Here is a 16,107-nt window from a genome sequence, read left to right as displayed (position 1 = left end):
ATCATAAGCATTTGGTATTGGTGAAAACTCTGTATAATTTTTAGTTTTTTGTTTCGATAGTCAATTTTTTACCATCCACTTCAAACTTTAGGTCACTGACATAGGACAACATCTCCAGGACCTGCGATAGTTTAACATCTCGCTCAATACTTCCGGTATATTCTTTATCCATCTGTACATTTCCTCTAAATTTCACATCCAAATCGTACCATCTTGATAATTGATGTGCAATATTCACAATTGTTTCTTTTCTAAAATAGAACTCATTGTTGTGCCAGGATAGATCTTGCTGTAAATTCGCTTTCCCCTTTATCAGACGCCCCTTAGACACGGCCGCATATTCTCCCGGAGACAGGGCCACGTACTGATTATCTTGCCATACTTCTACCCGCCCCTCCGTTAATGTTGTGCGCACTAGATCCGTATAGGAATTCACATTAAAATGTGTCCCCAATACCTTAATTTCATTTCCTTTAGATTCTACTATAAATGGATGATCAGGATCGTGTGCTACTTCAAAAAAGGCTTCTCCATCTAAAAAAACTCTCCGTTCAGTAGTCGAAAACTGGGAAGGAAACTTCAATTGGGACAACGCATTTACCCATACTTTCGTTCCATCACCTAAAGTCATTTTATAAAAACTAGCCTTTGGCACAATTAGCAAATTGTACTGGGAGGGGATCGGTTTATCAATATCTTTCACAATTAATTCGCTACCGTTACCGATCAAATTATTGTTTTTACTCAAGGTTTTTGTTGAATCTCCATTTAGCGGTACGTTCGTTCCATCCGCCAATACTAAAACCGCTCCACTTGTCGCTGGTGCAATATCTTGTTTTTTATTAATAGCGACGTGTATTCTTTCAGAATGACCTTGCGAAAACATGGCTTTCCATAATAGGAAAGTACCCATTAGAAAAATAATTGATGCAGCTATTCCTAACGACCATTTCCCAAATGGCTTTATGGTTTTGCGATTTTTATTATTCAACTTATCCCATGCCTTATTGGAATCCAATTGCCGAACAATGGATAAATCTTCTTCTATGTTTCTCGCATCACGAAATGATTCCAAAATTTGTCTATTCCGTGCATTAGCATTCAGCCATTCGTCAAGTTCAAGTTGCTCTTCTATAGTCAATTGGTCACTAAGGAACTTTCGGATAATGCTCGCAATATGTCCTGTGTTTTCTTTCATATATTACACTAAAGAAACGCAAGACGAAAAAAGGGGTGACAAGAATTTAAATATTTTTTAACAAAAAAATAACAAGAGGGAGAAACTCAGGGTTTAGGCGCTTTAGCAACATTTTCATGCCGCGTTGTTTTTGTGTTTTTACAGTATTAATGCTAATCTGTAATTCTTTGGTAATCTCCAGATTGGATAAACCTTCGAGATATCCCAATCGAAAAACTTGCTGGCAGGAGGCGGGCATTTGTTCAATGATTTTGTATATCTCTTGAATAACTTCACTATGAATCATGTTTAATTCAAGTGCTGTATTATCTTCTTCGGTAAAACCAACTACATTCCAATACTTTTGTCTTACTTTTTCGTGCCGAATATGATTATAACAAGCAAAACGGACAGAACTATAGAGATAATTCTTTATTGCAATATCGTTGGTGCTAATTTGGTCTGTATTCTTAAAATAAGCAATAAATGAATCCTGTACGAGATCCTCTGCGGTGGTGAGGTCTCCCAATATCTTCCAAGCAAAATGACAAAGCCCGTTATAATGTGTCTTGAATAATATTTCTTCCTTTTGCATAGTTTAGATTGCGTCGATATCCACTGTTCTACCGCATTTCATAAACACGATAGTTTAGGATGTTAGGTACAAGTGATCACAAATTCCTAATAATTGTGTCATAAAAATGATTATTATTTTTTATTATTCACAAAAAATATATTACAAAAGGTGATTTTCATCTATTTTAAGTGCCAATAATTGATTTATACCAGAAATAAAAACAAAAAGAAATCGCATTAAGGTTATTAAAAACAAAATATTTACAAAAAGCCGAGGAATAAATTATTAATGAAAAAATATCAATCATTTGGGATTTGATTGTCACAAAATATTAGCGAGATATGTCACTTGCGCAGTCTCGCTAGTCGTAAGATATCCTATTTTAGGAAATCCGAAATAAATATCTTATCTATAATTTGGCTGCAAAGGTCTATTTTTTCTATTATCGACCAATTCCCCATACTAGCTGTACATAGAAACTTCCTAATCTATCTGAAAGTATATTTGTGGCTTTCGCGCCGATAATCTTCCATTCATTTTTTTTTATGGAGGATTTATAGCCAACTCTACATTCGGGGTAAAATACTGTTCTGTTTTTATTCATTGACTTCAATGTAATATTGAAATCTACAATCGCTGTATTATGCTCCATTTGAGTCTGATTAGATTCGGAAGTTAGGAAGTCAAATGAACCAGACTGGTTGTGTTTTTGAATTGTAAAAGTGGACCATTGGCTCCCAATACCAAGTTGTGGACTTAATATTAGATTACCAGCATGAACAGCATTGGTTGCAACGTATACGATAATATCTCCAGTGTTCAGGGTATTATCTTTTTTACTATTTGTGGATAAACTAAGACTGCCCCCGATTAGCGTTTGTTTGATACGGTAAGCTGCACCAGCATTCCATCCAAATCCTGGAAATTTTCCTGCTCCTTATTGCTTTAAGATTCTATTCAGATTACTTGCGTTGTTAAATTGAATTCCGCCGAAATAGGTCACTTCAACTGGTAAATGCTTGGTTTTATTCTCTTTTTCCTGCGCAACTAGGTTTGCAGCATATAGGGATAATAGTGCACTTACAATATGTTTCATAAAATTTCAAAAAATGTTAATTTAAATTGTCTAGAATGTTCGACAACGTTCATTAACGAAGACAATTCATAGCACTCTTTTATTACATTTTTCGGAAAGAAATTTTATAATTAACAACAAAAGACATACGACAAAGATTAAAAATTGGTCTCTAGGTACATGTCATATTTATAAACTGAAGCTATTTATTTGATTTAGTTTGTCTAATCCTCCCCTCAATAAATGTTAAGGTCAAACCACCAAGGATGATCCATACAAATGCTACCGCGATCCAACCTAAAGTATATTCTCTCACTTCATCTCGAAAATAATGGTCCGTGCATTCCTGACCAATAATGATAACAAGCATTGTTAGACAGTACCATAAAAATAGCTTGTAACGACTTTTCATAATTAACTCCTTCTTAGTTTTAAACACGATGTTTTCATACTCTTTTGAGCTAGCAAAGTCATTGTATCCATGTAAAGAAATTTTCACCAAAACATAACAACAAAACGCTAATCAAATTGCAAAATAAGCTTACAAAAAATATAGGTTGATATTGCCTTTTCACAAAAATTTGGTAAAAAGAGGTCCCAATACAAATCATTATTAAAATTAATATAGGAATTGTAAACAACTCAACAATAACTCCTATGACAGTTTCTATATTTTCAGGTATTGTAGCAATTAAGTAAAAATGAACTATTGAAAGTAACACATAAACCAAGCTACTTATCGAACCTATAAATACTATTTTTAAGTTTGAATCATTCATACTTTAAGAATAAATATAGCTCTTCCATACAACGATGGAAGAGCCATTAAATAAACATAACCCCATTGGAATATCTTTCACAGTCTTTTCTGGATTTTCAAAATATCCATTTGGGTAAGCATTCGAGACTAGAGCGATTTACATCTTATTCTCAACTGTCTAACCAAAAACTGTCCTGATGAACCTTCTGCGACTTTTTTACTAGATACACAATCGGTTCGTTTCTACCCACTGATATGGATAATGTATAATCTGTTCTTGCTATTAGATTACATTTTTTGGGGTTTAAGCCTTCCAAAAATTAGGAAGGCTTATTTACCTTTTTCTAATTGTTTAATGGATCACTAATATCATCCAATGTCAACTTGATTACATTTCTTGGATCAGCCATATCCGTTAAAGTAATAACCGAAGGCTTTGCCGTACCGTCAGAAGTAATCTTGAAAGTATTTCCGTCAAACGGAGCGGAGAGGTAATTTAGTCCACCCTGCCAATGAGCAAGAACAAAGTTACCGACCCCATATCCTTCAAGTTCTATATATACCTGGTCTTCGGTTCCTGCTTTGGGCTGAATTATATGTGTTAATCCACCCACTACGGATCCGCCTTGTAATACCCAAATTATAACTCCGTCTGACCCGTTTTTACCAATATAAAAATTATTCACTACAATACCTCTTTCCTTTAACATAGGCCTACCAGCATTCCAATATAACTTCCCTAGCGCACCCATATTCTTATAAGACACAGACCATAAGTTATTCTTAAACCAGCGATTAAGCGGTGTAGGAACTGGAATTATCTTTAAACTGTTATCTTTATCGGTATAGTAACCAGATGGATATGTAGTTGTTGGCGCAATAAAATCCACGCGAGCTACAGTCTTCCCTGCTATCGTGTACGGCTCATAAAATTCCAAACCACCAGGAACTACTCGAAACGATATATCTTTCGCCGATGGATCATTTGGATTGCTGAATACACGTATTTTAGGATCGTAACCTAACTCGACAACTTTGTTTCCAGCAGTTTCTAATTGGTAAACCTCAAACTCATTAAATTTATTTGCGGCTTCTTGATACGATGCAGACATACTCTCAAACTCAGTCCCTTTTAAAGGCAACATCACGAGGTGGCTCCCACTTTTCTTTCCTTTCAACACCACTGAATCCGCTGTAGCCTTAAGTACGATAAATTCAAAATCACCCTGCATACCACTGTCATCAGGTCCGATCCCCCCATTATCCTTACCAGGTTCCGAAAACCAATGTATACTTTTGTTAAAACCATCAAAGCTAAGTACAGGACCCGATTCAGGGTTGATAGTATATGAACTTGTTTCAATACCCTTAATTGGATCAGATGCTACAGAAACCTTAGCATTCGATATAAATTTGGTAAAGATAGTATACCCGCCAAATTCTTGGTTTTTACTCGGATAATAATTCATCATCCACCCAGCTTTGTTCGCCTGTAAGACAGTATATGCATTTTGCACCGCTTCAGTCATGCGTACTGTTGCATTTGTCTCAAATATTCTATCATCCTCTCGCTTACATGAAGTAATCAACAAAGCTGGAAGTAAGAATAAGACCAATAAATATTTCAATTTCATGATTTCTTCTATTTTAAAGATGTTTGATCAAATTTGGCTAAATCTGCCTGTCTAGCGACAATTTCGTCACGTAGCACATCTATATCTATATTCCAAATATTTTGGAAATATGTTCGTATAATATCAAGCTTGGCGGTAATTAGGGCTATACCTTTATCGTCGCCATTGCTTATACGCTCTTCCCATTGTTCAGGAGACAATGTGATATAATAAGAATAAGTTTCGACGAAGTCTTCATTCGGCTCTTTAGCCGCATAAGGTGATATAAATCCGTCTGAGATAACGGTTTCCAAATCATCATCACTATAAATATTACTCCAAGCATCCGAAACATATTTTGATCCTGTAATCTGTTCAAAAGCGGCTGGATATCCCTTTGTCTGATGTAAGATATGTGCAAATTCATGATGCATGGTATGGAAATAGAAATAATTTAAGAATTCTATATCTTTACCTGTTTGTTCGTTTAATCTGTTCAATAAATAAAGTGTAATCTTAACTCCTCCTTCGGCTGTACCGAGCACAAATGTTCCATTATTGCGATAGGCAGGCGAACCAATATAATTTAACAGTTTTGGAAAGTACTTTCGAATGAAGTCTTTACTTCCAGTCACTTTATTATAGGGATCAATACCCAAGTGATATAACAACTTGGTCATGCGAACGGAGCTTTCATAGCTCGCAGGGCTCAAATTATAGTCCAGATCAGACTCTTTTTCTACAAACTTATACAATATTGATATGTTATAATCTTTTGTATATGTTTTATCGATATAGTTATCTAATTCATTTCGTTCGACCTTTCGATCGACGAATATACTTTCTGAATTTATTTTTTCTTTGGAGCATGAAAATAAAAGTGCCGAAGAAAACAATAGTATGCCAATCTTTTTAAATGCTTTCATAATTATCTAGGATTTGGAGTTAAACCAGCAGCAATAACTTCTGAAGGAATTTGCAATGCCTGTCTTTTATCGCGAGCGACTAATTTTGTAGCTGTCTCTACAGATGCTACTGTAGTTCCAGAACTGATTACACGTCTCTCAATTTCAATACCATAACGCTTGATATCAAACCAACGTAAGCCCATATGGAGTGTCTCAATTCGACGAATATAAAGCAGTGCCTGAAGCATGTTTTCTTGTGTACCAACTTCAAAAGAAATCATCTTGGGATCTAATTTTTTCTTTGTTGTTGGTTCTTTTGCGGAAGAATAGGCTGTATTGTTCGCCCATTGATTAATACTCTCCACTGTAAATGCCGCTGGTGGACGTACTAAGGTATTATCTACCCATCTTTTCAAATCTACAATTGCTTCATTATAGCGCTTTAGATGGATAAGTGCCTCTGCACGAACGAGCATCGTCTCCTCTGTGGTAAACGGCGCATATGCGCCTCTTGAGTAGCCTGTCCCAGCTACAGGATCTTTGACTTCAAACATATAAGATACACGCGGAAATAACACTTTATCTAAATTTGTTCCAGAATATACTGAGACGTCAAGTATATATCCATTTGAGGCTATTTTTCCGTAAGGACCGCTAGCGAGAGATGTTTCGTTATTAGCCAAAAATGCACCATGCGCATATCGAGATCCATAACTATAGGGCCCAAATATTACTCCATGCATTGTTGCTGCGGTAGCCAGCATCAGATTTGCCTTAATATTACTCCTATTAAAAGCAATAGCTCCATTTGGGAACCCTCTAGTTCCAACAGCTGCTGCGGCTATTGTTTCATAATCCCGCAGCAATGTTGTTGGGTTTGAACTTATTGCTGCATTTGCATAGCTGATCGCTTTCTCCCAATCTTGCATATATAGGGCAACTCGCGCTCTCAACGCATTAGCAGCTTGAGAATTCATGTGATATTTTGGTGTCGATCCGTAAGAAGAGTCATCAATTAACGGAATAGCCTCGTCCAGATCACGAATAATATGATTATAAACCTCCTGTACAGTATTGCGATCATACTTAGGGTCAAGCGTAACCTCGGGTTTATCAGCATAGGTAACACCAAGGTCTGTTGATGCATTTGCCTTGGAATAATGCTGGGCAAACAGGTTTACTAATATAAAATGATTATAAGCCCGGACTGCCAAAGCCTCTCCTTTTTGTGGATTCAAGCTTACTGGGCTACCCATATCTTCAATGGCTTTTAATGAAGCATTTGTGCTAGCTATTGCTTTGTAGCAGGCTTCCCAAACATCCTTAGGCCCATCATCCTTATTCTCAGTAATATCCTTCCAATGGAACAATTCTTCGAGATAACGTTCGCTATTTGGATTAGTAGATCCATAATCGTCCACATTGTCTGAAGATATCTCCGCACTGACCAAATACGCGACTTCGGGATATGCTGACACGAGTAATTTATCTATTTTTGCGGCATTATCAAGCTTTGACCTATTATCAGGCATTTCGTCCAAAAACTTATTGCAGGATGACAAACTTGCTCCGCAGATCAAGGCAATTACTATATATATTTTGCTATTTTTTTTCATTTCATTTACGATATAAAGTTTCGATTACAGTCCCAAACGCAATGTTAATGTGTATTGTCTTGCAATAGGCGCTGCGACCCCTCCAGCATTGATAAATTCTGGATCCTGACCATTCAATTTTTTATCCGCGTAAATCAAGAACAGGTTGGTTGCATTAAAGCGTAGTCCCAATGAATTTAGTTTCCATCTGTTTACGAGATCTTTCGGAAATTCATAACTCAATGAAACGTCTTTCATACGGATAAAATCTCCTTTAGCTGTCCGTATCGAAGAATAGTTATAAGCACTATAAGCATATTTCAACCGGTTTTCGTACGCGCGATTTTGTCCTGTCGTTGCAATAATTGGCACATTGGTCAAGTTTTCGTCTCCAGGTACCATCCAACGATCAGCAAATTCCTTCGTCGATGCTGTCAGGTCAGAGTATTTATCTGAAAACACAGGATTCAAACGAACTACATTACCAAATGAGTAGGTTACAAACACATCCAAACCAAAGTTTTTATAATTGAACATATTTCGAAAACTTCCGATATGAAGAGGATCAGTAGGACCCTCGTATTTTAAGAAACCAATATTATCTCGTTCCTGGAAATCGTGCTCCGTAACAGTTTCCTTATTGTCTTCATTTAAAAACACAGGCAATCCTTCATCATTTAAACGGACAAACGGTATGGAGTATAATCCACGCGCTGGCCCCCCCTGAAGAGCAAAGCCGGTCCCCGTGATCAAGTCCATAACCTGACTTCTAGTATCTAAACGTGTCACTTTTGTTTTCACATTTGAATAAATAAAGCTTGATGTCCATTTAAAAGCTTGATCACGTAAAATGTGACCGGTAATACTCAATTCAGCACCATGCGATTTCATATCAGCGACATTACCAAACTTTGAAATTTGACCTCCGAGTCCCTGTGTATTGATTACACCAATCAAATCAAAATTATTCCTTTTATACCAATCAAATTCTACATTGATCCGATTACTTAAAAAGCCTATTGATGTCCCAATATTCAATTCGTGTTTTTTCTCGTAAGTCAATTCATTATTTGCTAAATCAGCTATTTCCAAACCCGATTCCGCATCACCTGCTGTGGGTCTCCATGGCGTGTAGGAACGGTATACAGCATACGAGTTTGTCACATTTGAAGGACCTCTATCGCCTGTCAAGCTGTAAGATGCTTTTAGCGTAAGATGAGAAAAAGTAGGCTTCAGGCTTTCAAAAAAAGCTTCCTCATGCGCATTCCAAGCACCAGCAATATTCCAAGTTGGCATCCAACGGGCAGAGGTTGCTTCACCCAATTTATTAGCCCCTTCGTATCTAAATGTACCGTTTAAGGTATATTTACCTGCATATGAATAGGTCAGGTTCGCAAAGAAAGCAGCTTGTTTATAACGTGTCGTTGTCGGATCATTATCATTATTTCTATTCACGTGGAAATAAGGCGAATTTTCCTCTTGTCCACGTTTAAACACCCTATAGTCAGTAAAAGGACTTTCCCCCAGATCATATTGAATACCCCAGCCTCTGAACCAAGTATTATTTCGATCGGATGCCGTAAGTTCCGACCCAGCAAATACATTAACGATATGATTCAGATTGAAAGTCTTATTGTATTGTGCTGTAAAACGAAAGAGCTGTTCAAACATGGTATAGTCTGTTCGATTATAAATTCCTCCTTCTGGTAGCACTGAAATTGGTCTTGCATACGGATCATCTGGATCCTTGTACAGAAACGGATTATTATCTCGAATTGTGGTGTTGTCGGGTTCAACCAATCCAGCTCGATAAGCCATTGCTTGATTTGAACGATCTTTGATATAGTGATGTTGTGCTGTCGTCTGATAACGTACTGACCCAAAAGCGCCCAACTCCAATTCCGGAATTACTTTCCATTTCAGATCACCTTGAAAGCGTAAATCAGCGACCTCAACATCCATATAGTTGTTTTCTAATTCATGTAGGATATTAAAAGGTGCATAATTCCGGGTGTAAAATGTCCTAGGATCCAAGGTGCGTGAAGTATTCATTGCATAGGCATAGGGATTGATTTCAAAATCACGCTTTACTTCTCCGAATACTACATCTGAAGTCTGGCCTAATGTTCCTGGAGCCTGTTGTTTACGATAAGATCCATTTGTAATAATATTTAACCTAAGTTTATCAGAAATATTATAGTTCGCATTCAGGTTACCTGTATAGCGATTTACTTTACTTCTTTTTGTCCATCCTGGATCAACTAAAGCACTTAAAGAAGAATAATATTGGGATTTTTCGGTTCCCGAGGACATACTTACAGAATGATTATGCTGCAGACTAGGCTGAAATAGTTCGCTAAACCAGTCCGTATTACGGAATTCTGCTTCCCGCAAAAAATTATTCACATTATGTCGGTCTGTAAATAAATCGTTAGGAATTTCTCCTCTTTGAATTCGCTTATACAAATCCCCATATACGCCACTATTACTCGCAACAGGCAAATTCGCAAAGCCGATATAGCCTTTATTGTACATATCGTCGTAAACGGACATCTGCTCCTGGGAGTTCATAATATTAAACTCGGAATATCGCGGTGTTGCCCTAGACGTGTATTCACCTGTATAATTCAATGAGCTACGCCCCGCAGTACCTTTCTTCGTCGTAATTACAATTACACCTGCCATAGCACGAGCACCATAGATAGATGTTGCGGACCCGTCTTTCAGAATCTGAAATGATTCAATATCATGGGCATTCAAACCTGCAACAGCTGAACTGATCAATGTCAGTGCATCACCCGAAGACAGTTGATCTGCATTCACATCAGCAACGTCTTCAATAATAACCCCATCAACTACCCACAGCGGTTTTGAACTACCATAGATAGATGTCGCACCACGCACACGAATCTTAGGTGCCGTACCAAATGTTCCAGTTACGTTTTGAACAGAAACCCCAGCAACTCGCCCTTCTAAACCGCGACTGGGATCAATCTGTCCTCCGATCTGTGCAGTAGCACCAGAAACTTGTGAGGTAGCCCCTGTAAAAAGGCGCTTGTCAAGACGCTGCCCCATACCTGTCACAACGACCTCTTCGATCTGCCTCTCATCCGAAGCCAATGCAATAGAAATGACATTCCTTCCTTTAACGCCTACTTCTACAGCTCCATAGCCGACATAACGGACCACCAGTGTTGCATCTGCTCCAGCATTTATTCTAAAACTTCCATCACTAGCGGTCTGCGTAGTAATAGCAGTTCCTTTGACAGTCACTGTTGCTCCAGCCAACGCATTTCCCTCCTTATCCTTGACTGTACCGGAGACCCCTTGCTGCACAATATTAATTGATCTACTAGCTTCACTTTTTCCATTAATAGAAATCGTGTTGGCAATAATCTTATATTCAATATTATTGTTCTTCAGAACGGCATTTAATGCATCAGCTACAGAAGCATCTTTCAGGTTGACATTAACCCTTGCTTTGGAATCAATATTTTCTCCATAAAATAGCTGCAAATTGGACTGTTTTGAGATCGAATTCAATGCTTCTTCAATCCGTGCATTTTTCATTTTCAACGTAACTTTCTGCGCAACGCCATTGGCTTGGACTCCGGTCACAAAGGCGAAAAGAAGGCAAGTACTAATTTTCATAATACGTAAAGGTTTGCAAAACCGTGGGTCATGAGGTATCAGTCGCCACGTTTTGCCAAATGGTAAGTTATTCATACATTTACTCTTTGTGGTTAATTGGGTTTACTTAATTCGCTTTTTTAAATTTTTTAGCCTTTTTAATCATCTACGGACAGGGATGCTGCAACATTCCTGTTCTATTTTTTTGTCGGCTACTTGGTTAGGTATTGATCGATTACATAAGCACTCCTTTTTTATTTATTTTCTATTGTTAGTTCCTTTCCATTAAGTTCAAACTTCAGATTACATACATAGGTCAACATTTCTAGCACTTCCGAAAGTTTAACATCGCGCTTAAAATTCCCTGTATATACTTTATTTAATGCCACATCTTGCTTAAATTTAACCTGAATATCGTACCATTTGGAGAGTGTGGACGCGATCTCCACAATAGTCTCTTTCTTAAAATAAAACTGGTTATTATGCCAGGATAAATCGTGCTCCAAATCGGCTTTTCCTTTACTAAGTCTCCCACTAACAAAATTGGCATATTCACCGGGTTCCAAAAACAAGCTCTCCCCCGAATGACTTACTTGGACACGTCCAGAAGAAAGGGTGGTACGCACATCGGCGTTATACGCATTGATATTAAAATGTGTGCCCAATACTTTGACTTCATTCCCTTTTGACTCGACATAAAATGGTCGCTTTGTATCATGCGAGACCTCAAAATAAGCCTCGCCATCTAAAATTACACGGCGTTCATTTTTATCAAACTTGACAGGAAATTTGAGTTGTGAATTTGCATTGACCCAAACTTGTGTACCATCTTCCAGAGATAATTTATAGAAATGTCCTTTCGGTACGACTAATGTATTGTATTCGATTGAGGGTTCTGTTGTTAGTGCCTGTGCTGTAGCAACCTCTCCCTTAGTCTCCGCTACTACAATTTTTGGGTCTAATGTATTCACCGAATTCTCCAAAGGCACAACAGAGCCATCAGCCAGCAGTAACAAAGCACCAGACTGTGCAGGCAAAATATCTTTTCTGAGAGTTTTATTATTGGCTGTTTTACTCGATTCGTTTGTTTGCTTATGGCTTAAGTAGAATAACGCCGCACCGAATAGCATCACGAAAACTGCAGCAATACGAAGAAAAGGCCAATAATTTATCTTTCTGTTATATCTAACAGCATCTACTTTTCGCCAAGCTTCTCCCTCGTCGAGATCTGCAAAAAAATTCAGGTCTTGTTCAATATTTTTTGCTTCCCGAAATTCCTCAATCAGATTGTCATTTCTTTTATCAGATCTGCGCCAATGCTCAATTGAATCACGCTCAGCAACAGTTTCCTGTCCACGAAGTAACTTTTGAATTAATTTGGCTATGTAATTGGTGCTAGCTTTCATATCTATAGGTTAGAAACCCTATAGATCAGTATTGGGTGACAAGAATTTAAAATTATTTTAACAAAAAAATAATAATGGGCAAAAATTCAGGATGCAACTTTTCCAATAGCATCTTCATACCACGTTGTTTTTGGGTTTTAACGGTATTAATACTGATCTGAAGCCTATCGGTAATCTCTAAATTGGACAGACCTTCCAAATATCCCAGCGTGAAAATTTGCTGGCAGGAAGCGGGCATCTCTTGAATAATGCGATAAACTTCATTGATAACCTCCGTATGGATCATGGACAGTTCAACAGAGTGTTCATCCTCTTCTGTAAAACCAACTTGTGACCAGTATTTTTCTTTTACCTTCTCGTGTCGGATATATTTTAAACAGGAAAAACGGACAGCAGTATATAAATAATTGCGAACAAAATTCTCCGATTCATCCATGCGCTGCTTTTCCCTAAAAAATGTAATAAAAGCTTCCTGTACCAGATCTTCTGCAACAGACGATTCTCCTACAAATTTCCAGGCAAAGTGGCATAAGCTTTTATAATGCTGTCTAAATAACTTTTCTTCAGGTCCCATAGCGTAAAACGGGTATATAAAACAATGATTAGTCACAATTGGTGGAGTTCAGTAAACTAATCTAGCGTAAAGATAGAATTTTAATCTTATTTTAACAATTATTAACATGTTTATTACATATATTGCAAAAACAACACATAAAACTCTCATTATAAGTAATTTACCACAACCCATTTCCAAATACTATTTTTATCGCCGTCCCACTTTCATCCATAAATAAATCTCCCTTTCAACAAAACAAATCCCAAGTTTTTTGTATTTATACCAAGCAAAACATGCAAAAGCTCCCGTTTTTCGAGTTTTTTTACTATATTGTAGACTTTCAAAAAACCTTAACAGTCAGATATGCGTCTGCAACAACGGTAGTTTGAAGGTTCTTATTGACAAAATAAGACAAACACTCCAATAAAAATTTAAAACAAAGACTAAATGCTATTTACTGTTCTATCAGGATTAATAACATCGAGCCTTATTGTTCCATTTGGTAGATTCCTTAAAACCAAATGGGGTTTTATTCTCGCATTTTTACCGATACTTCTATTTCTGTATTATATAAAACTTGTGATACCCATTAGTCAGGGATCGTATTTTGTACAATCAACAACATGGGTTCCCTCGCTAGGCATTAATCTGGATTTCAAATTAGATGGTCTGTCATTGCTCTTTACATTATTGATTACCGGAATCGGAGCTTGCATCTTTTTCTATGCAAACGCCTATCTTAAGGGACATAAATACATCGACCGATTTTTCGGCTACCTCTGTTTGTTTATGTCAGCCATGTTGGGTCTAGTGCTTTCGGACAACATGCTATTGCTCTTTATATTTTGGGAATTAACATCTATCAGTTCCTTTTTTCTAATTGGATTCAACAACGATAACGCTGATTCCCGCAAGAGTGCGATGACCGCGCTATCCATCACAGGCCTCGGTGGTTTCTTTCTACTTGCTGGTTTTATATTAATGGGCAACATCGCCGGTACCTATAATATCACCGAACTTATGGGCAAGGTTGCTTTGATTCAACAACATCCACTCTTTCCGCTTATTTTTGGATTGGTAGCGCTTGGTGCCATCACAAAATCAGCACAATTTCCTTTCCATTTTTGGTTGCCTGGGGCAATGAAAGCCCCTACACCGGTATCTGCATACTTACACTCTGCCACCATGGTAAAAGCAGGCATATACCTGCTGGCTCGCTTTTCACCGATCTTGGGCGGAAACCCAATCTGGACATATTCGCTTATGATCATCGGTGGTATTACCATGCTATATGCTGCATTTCACTCACTTTTCAGAACGGATCTCAAGGGGGTACTCGCCTATTCTACGATATCCGCATTGGGGATCTTGGTTTTCTTACTCGGTCTTGGATCCAAGGAAGCAGTGATCGCCGCCAGTGTCTTTATCCTTGTGCATGCTTTATATAAAGCAGCGCTATTCCTGATTACGGGTATTATCGACCATGAAACCGGAACACGTGACTTAACTGTCTTGCGCGGATTACGCAAGGTTTTAGCCCCCGTTGCTATTGCTGGGTTTCTAGCAGCATTGTCAAGTGCGGGAATACCCTTGACCTTTGGATTTATCGGGAAGGATCTGATCTACGATGCCACTTTACAAAGTGACTCACAATTATTCTTTTATTTGACAGCAGCTGCAGTCCTCACTAACATATTCCTAGTATCTGCTGGATTTATGGCCGGAATAAAACCCTTTGCAGGCAAATTACCGGAACAGTTTGCCCATGTGCACCTACCCTACAAATCCATGTGGATTCCCCCCTTGCTGCTGGCTGTATTAGGTGTCATATTCGGCTGTATTCCGGGCCTTATTGGCGACTGGATTGCTGGACCAACCGCGAATAGTATCTTAGCTCAACAGGAAGTTTTTCATCTAAAGATATGGCATGGTTTTAATCTGATACTTTTACTAAGTGCCATAACAATTGTTGTCGGAACACTTGTATTTATTTCAAACAAACCAAGTGTGAAGAAATTGGCATGGATTGCTACTTTTGATAAAATTTCCCCAGAGCATATTATCAAGGTCTGTGTGCAGGAGATTGTCCTATTCTCCGCTTTTTTCACAAACAAGATGCACAACGGTTACCTACGTTCATATCTTTTGAAAATCATCTTATTTGCCGAATTATTGATTGGCTATCAATTATATCTAGGTGGGCCACTTCATATCAAATGGGAAACCTTGTCACCTGTCAGCTTTTATGAAGTGACAACAGTCTGTATTCTGATCGGCGCTATCGTATTAACAATCCGAACTTCATCTAGGTTAACTGCAGTCGTAGCAACTAGCGTTGTTGGCTATGCGATATGTCTCATCTTTGTTTTTTATAGTGCCCCAGATTTGGCAATGACTCAATTTACAATCGATACGCTTACAGTTGTTCTGTTTGTATTGGTCTTGTTCAAATTGCCTTCTTTTTTAAACTTGGCAAACCGTCGTACCATCATTCGGGACGCAGTGGTCGCGATTATATTTGGTAGTATGCTGTCTATGGTCGCTTTGCGGGTATTACATGAACCAACAACTACCAATATCAGTAAGTTCTATGGTGATTATGCATATGTACTCGCCAAGGGAAAGAATGTTGTCAACGTACTGCTTGTTGACTTTAGAGGCTTCGATACCATGTTTGAAATTGTGGTACTGAGCATCGCTGCACTCGGTGTGTACAGTTTATTAAAATTACGTCTAAAATCATCTGATAAAGAATAATATTTTATGATAAGTTAGCGAAGTAATGATGATTAGGGACTATGGACGATCTA

At 37.9% G+C, this 16,107-nt stretch carries 10 protein-coding genes; 1 reads left to right on the top strand and 9 read right to left on the bottom strand.

What is annotated here, in order from left to right:
• Nucleotides 1–40: 40 nt before the first annotated feature.
• The 9 genes from LC454_RS09955 to LC454_RS09915 form a co-directional block, all read right to left on the bottom strand.
• Complete coding sequence (locus LC454_RS09955) at nucleotides 41–1,198, bottom strand: FecR family protein (RefSeq protein WP_223581951.1); 1,158 nt, start codon at nucleotides 1,196–1,198, stop codon at nucleotides 41–43.
• A gap of 46 nt (nucleotides 1,199–1,244) precedes the next feature.
• Nucleotides 1,245–1,772 carry an RNA polymerase sigma factor gene (locus LC454_RS09950; RefSeq protein WP_223581949.1) on the bottom strand — a complete coding sequence of 176 codons (528 nt, stop codon included), beginning with the start codon at nucleotides 1,770–1,772 and terminating at the stop codon, nucleotides 1,245–1,247.
• Between the two features lie 919 nt (nucleotides 1,773–2,691).
• Nucleotides 2,692–2,850, bottom strand: a complete 159-nt coding sequence (locus LC454_RS09945) for a hypothetical protein (RefSeq protein WP_223581947.1) — start codon at nucleotides 2,848–2,850, stop codon at nucleotides 2,692–2,694.
• Nucleotides 2,851–3,933: 1,083 nt separating this feature from the next.
• Complete coding sequence (locus tag LC454_RS09940) at nucleotides 3,934–5,223, bottom strand: DUF4302 domain-containing protein (RefSeq protein ID WP_223581945.1); 1,290 nt, start codon at nucleotides 5,221–5,223, stop codon at nucleotides 3,934–3,936.
• Between the two features lie 8 nt (nucleotides 5,224–5,231).
• On the bottom strand, nucleotides 5,232–6,128 hold the full coding sequence (locus tag LC454_RS09935) for a putative zinc-binding metallopeptidase (RefSeq protein ID WP_223581943.1): 897 nt from the start codon (nucleotides 6,126–6,128) through the stop codon (nucleotides 5,232–5,234).
• Nucleotides 6,129–6,130: 2 nt separating this feature from the next.
• The gene (locus LC454_RS09930) at nucleotides 6,131–7,726 is read right to left on the bottom strand and encodes a RagB/SusD family nutrient uptake outer membrane protein (RefSeq protein ID WP_223581941.1); all 1,596 of its coding nucleotides are present in this window, start codon (nucleotides 7,724–7,726) and stop codon (nucleotides 6,131–6,133) included.
• Nucleotides 7,727–7,750: 24 nt separating this feature from the next.
• Nucleotides 7,751–11,356 (bottom strand): SusC/RagA family TonB-linked outer membrane protein, encoded by a 3,606-nt coding sequence (locus tag LC454_RS09925; protein ID WP_223581940.1) that lies wholly within the window; start codon nucleotides 11,354–11,356, stop codon nucleotides 7,751–7,753.
• Nucleotides 11,357–11,589: 233 nt separating this feature from the next.
• Nucleotides 11,590–12,741, bottom strand: coding sequence for a FecR family protein (locus LC454_RS09920; protein ID WP_223581938.1), 1,152 nt, complete (start codon nucleotides 12,739–12,741; stop codon nucleotides 11,590–11,592).
• A 52-nt stretch (nucleotides 12,742–12,793) separates the two neighbouring features.
• On the bottom strand, nucleotides 12,794–13,315 hold the full coding sequence (locus tag LC454_RS09915) for an RNA polymerase sigma-70 factor (protein ID WP_223581936.1): 522 nt from the start codon (nucleotides 13,313–13,315) through the stop codon (nucleotides 12,794–12,796).
• A gap of 429 nt (nucleotides 13,316–13,744) precedes the next feature.
• Here LC454_RS09915 and LC454_RS09910 point away from each other — a divergent pair, with 429 nt between their 5' ends.
• Nucleotides 13,745–16,054, top strand: coding sequence for a putative monovalent cation/H+ antiporter subunit A (locus LC454_RS09910; RefSeq protein WP_223581934.1), 2,310 nt, complete (start codon nucleotides 13,745–13,747; stop codon nucleotides 16,052–16,054).
• The last annotated feature ends 53 nt before the right edge of the window (nucleotides 16,055–16,107 follow it).

The sequence above is a fragment of the Sphingobacterium sp. GVS05A genome, assembly GCF_019969845.1.
Taxonomy (GTDB): Bacteria; Bacteroidota; Bacteroidia; order Sphingobacteriales; family Sphingobacteriaceae; genus Sphingobacterium.
Note: the sequence above shows the minus strand (reverse complement) of the source record. Positions and strands in the feature narration are given on the sequence as shown.

Excerpts from the sequence above, each read along its gene's own strand:
- LC454_RS09950 (WP_223581949.1), bottom strand. The coding sequence starts at position 1,772 with ATGCAAAAGGAAGAAATATTATTCAAGACACATTATAACGGGCTTTGT.
- LC454_RS09935 (WP_223581943.1), bottom strand. The coding sequence starts at position 6,128 with ATGAAAGCATTTAAAAAGATTGGCATACTATTGTTTTCTTCGGCACTT.
- LC454_RS09925 (WP_223581940.1), bottom strand. The coding sequence starts at position 11,356 with ATGAAAATTAGTACTTGCCTTCTTTTCGCCTTTGTGACCGGAGTCCAA.
- LC454_RS09915 (WP_223581936.1), bottom strand. The coding sequence starts at position 13,315 with ATGGGACCTGAAGAAAAGTTATTTAGACAGCATTATAAAAGCTTATGC.
- LC454_RS09940 (WP_223581945.1), bottom strand. The coding sequence starts at position 5,223 with ATGAAATTGAAATATTTATTGGTCTTATTCTTACTTCCAGCTTTGTTG.
- LC454_RS09910 (WP_223581934.1), top strand. The coding sequence starts at position 13,745 with ATGCTATTTACTGTTCTATCAGGATTAATAACATCGAGCCTTATTGTT.
- LC454_RS09920 (WP_223581938.1), bottom strand. The coding sequence starts at position 12,741 with ATGAAAGCTAGCACCAATTACATAGCCAAATTAATTCAAAAGTTACTT.
- LC454_RS09955 (WP_223581951.1), bottom strand. The coding sequence starts at position 1,198 with ATGAAAGAAAACACAGGACATATTGCGAGCATTATCCGAAAGTTCCTT.
- LC454_RS09930 (WP_223581941.1), bottom strand. The coding sequence starts at position 7,726 with ATGAAAAAAAATAGCAAAATATATATAGTAATTGCCTTGATCTGCGGA.
- LC454_RS09945 (WP_223581947.1), bottom strand. The coding sequence starts at position 2,850 with ATGAAACATATTGTAAGTGCACTATTATCCCTATATGCTGCAAACCTA.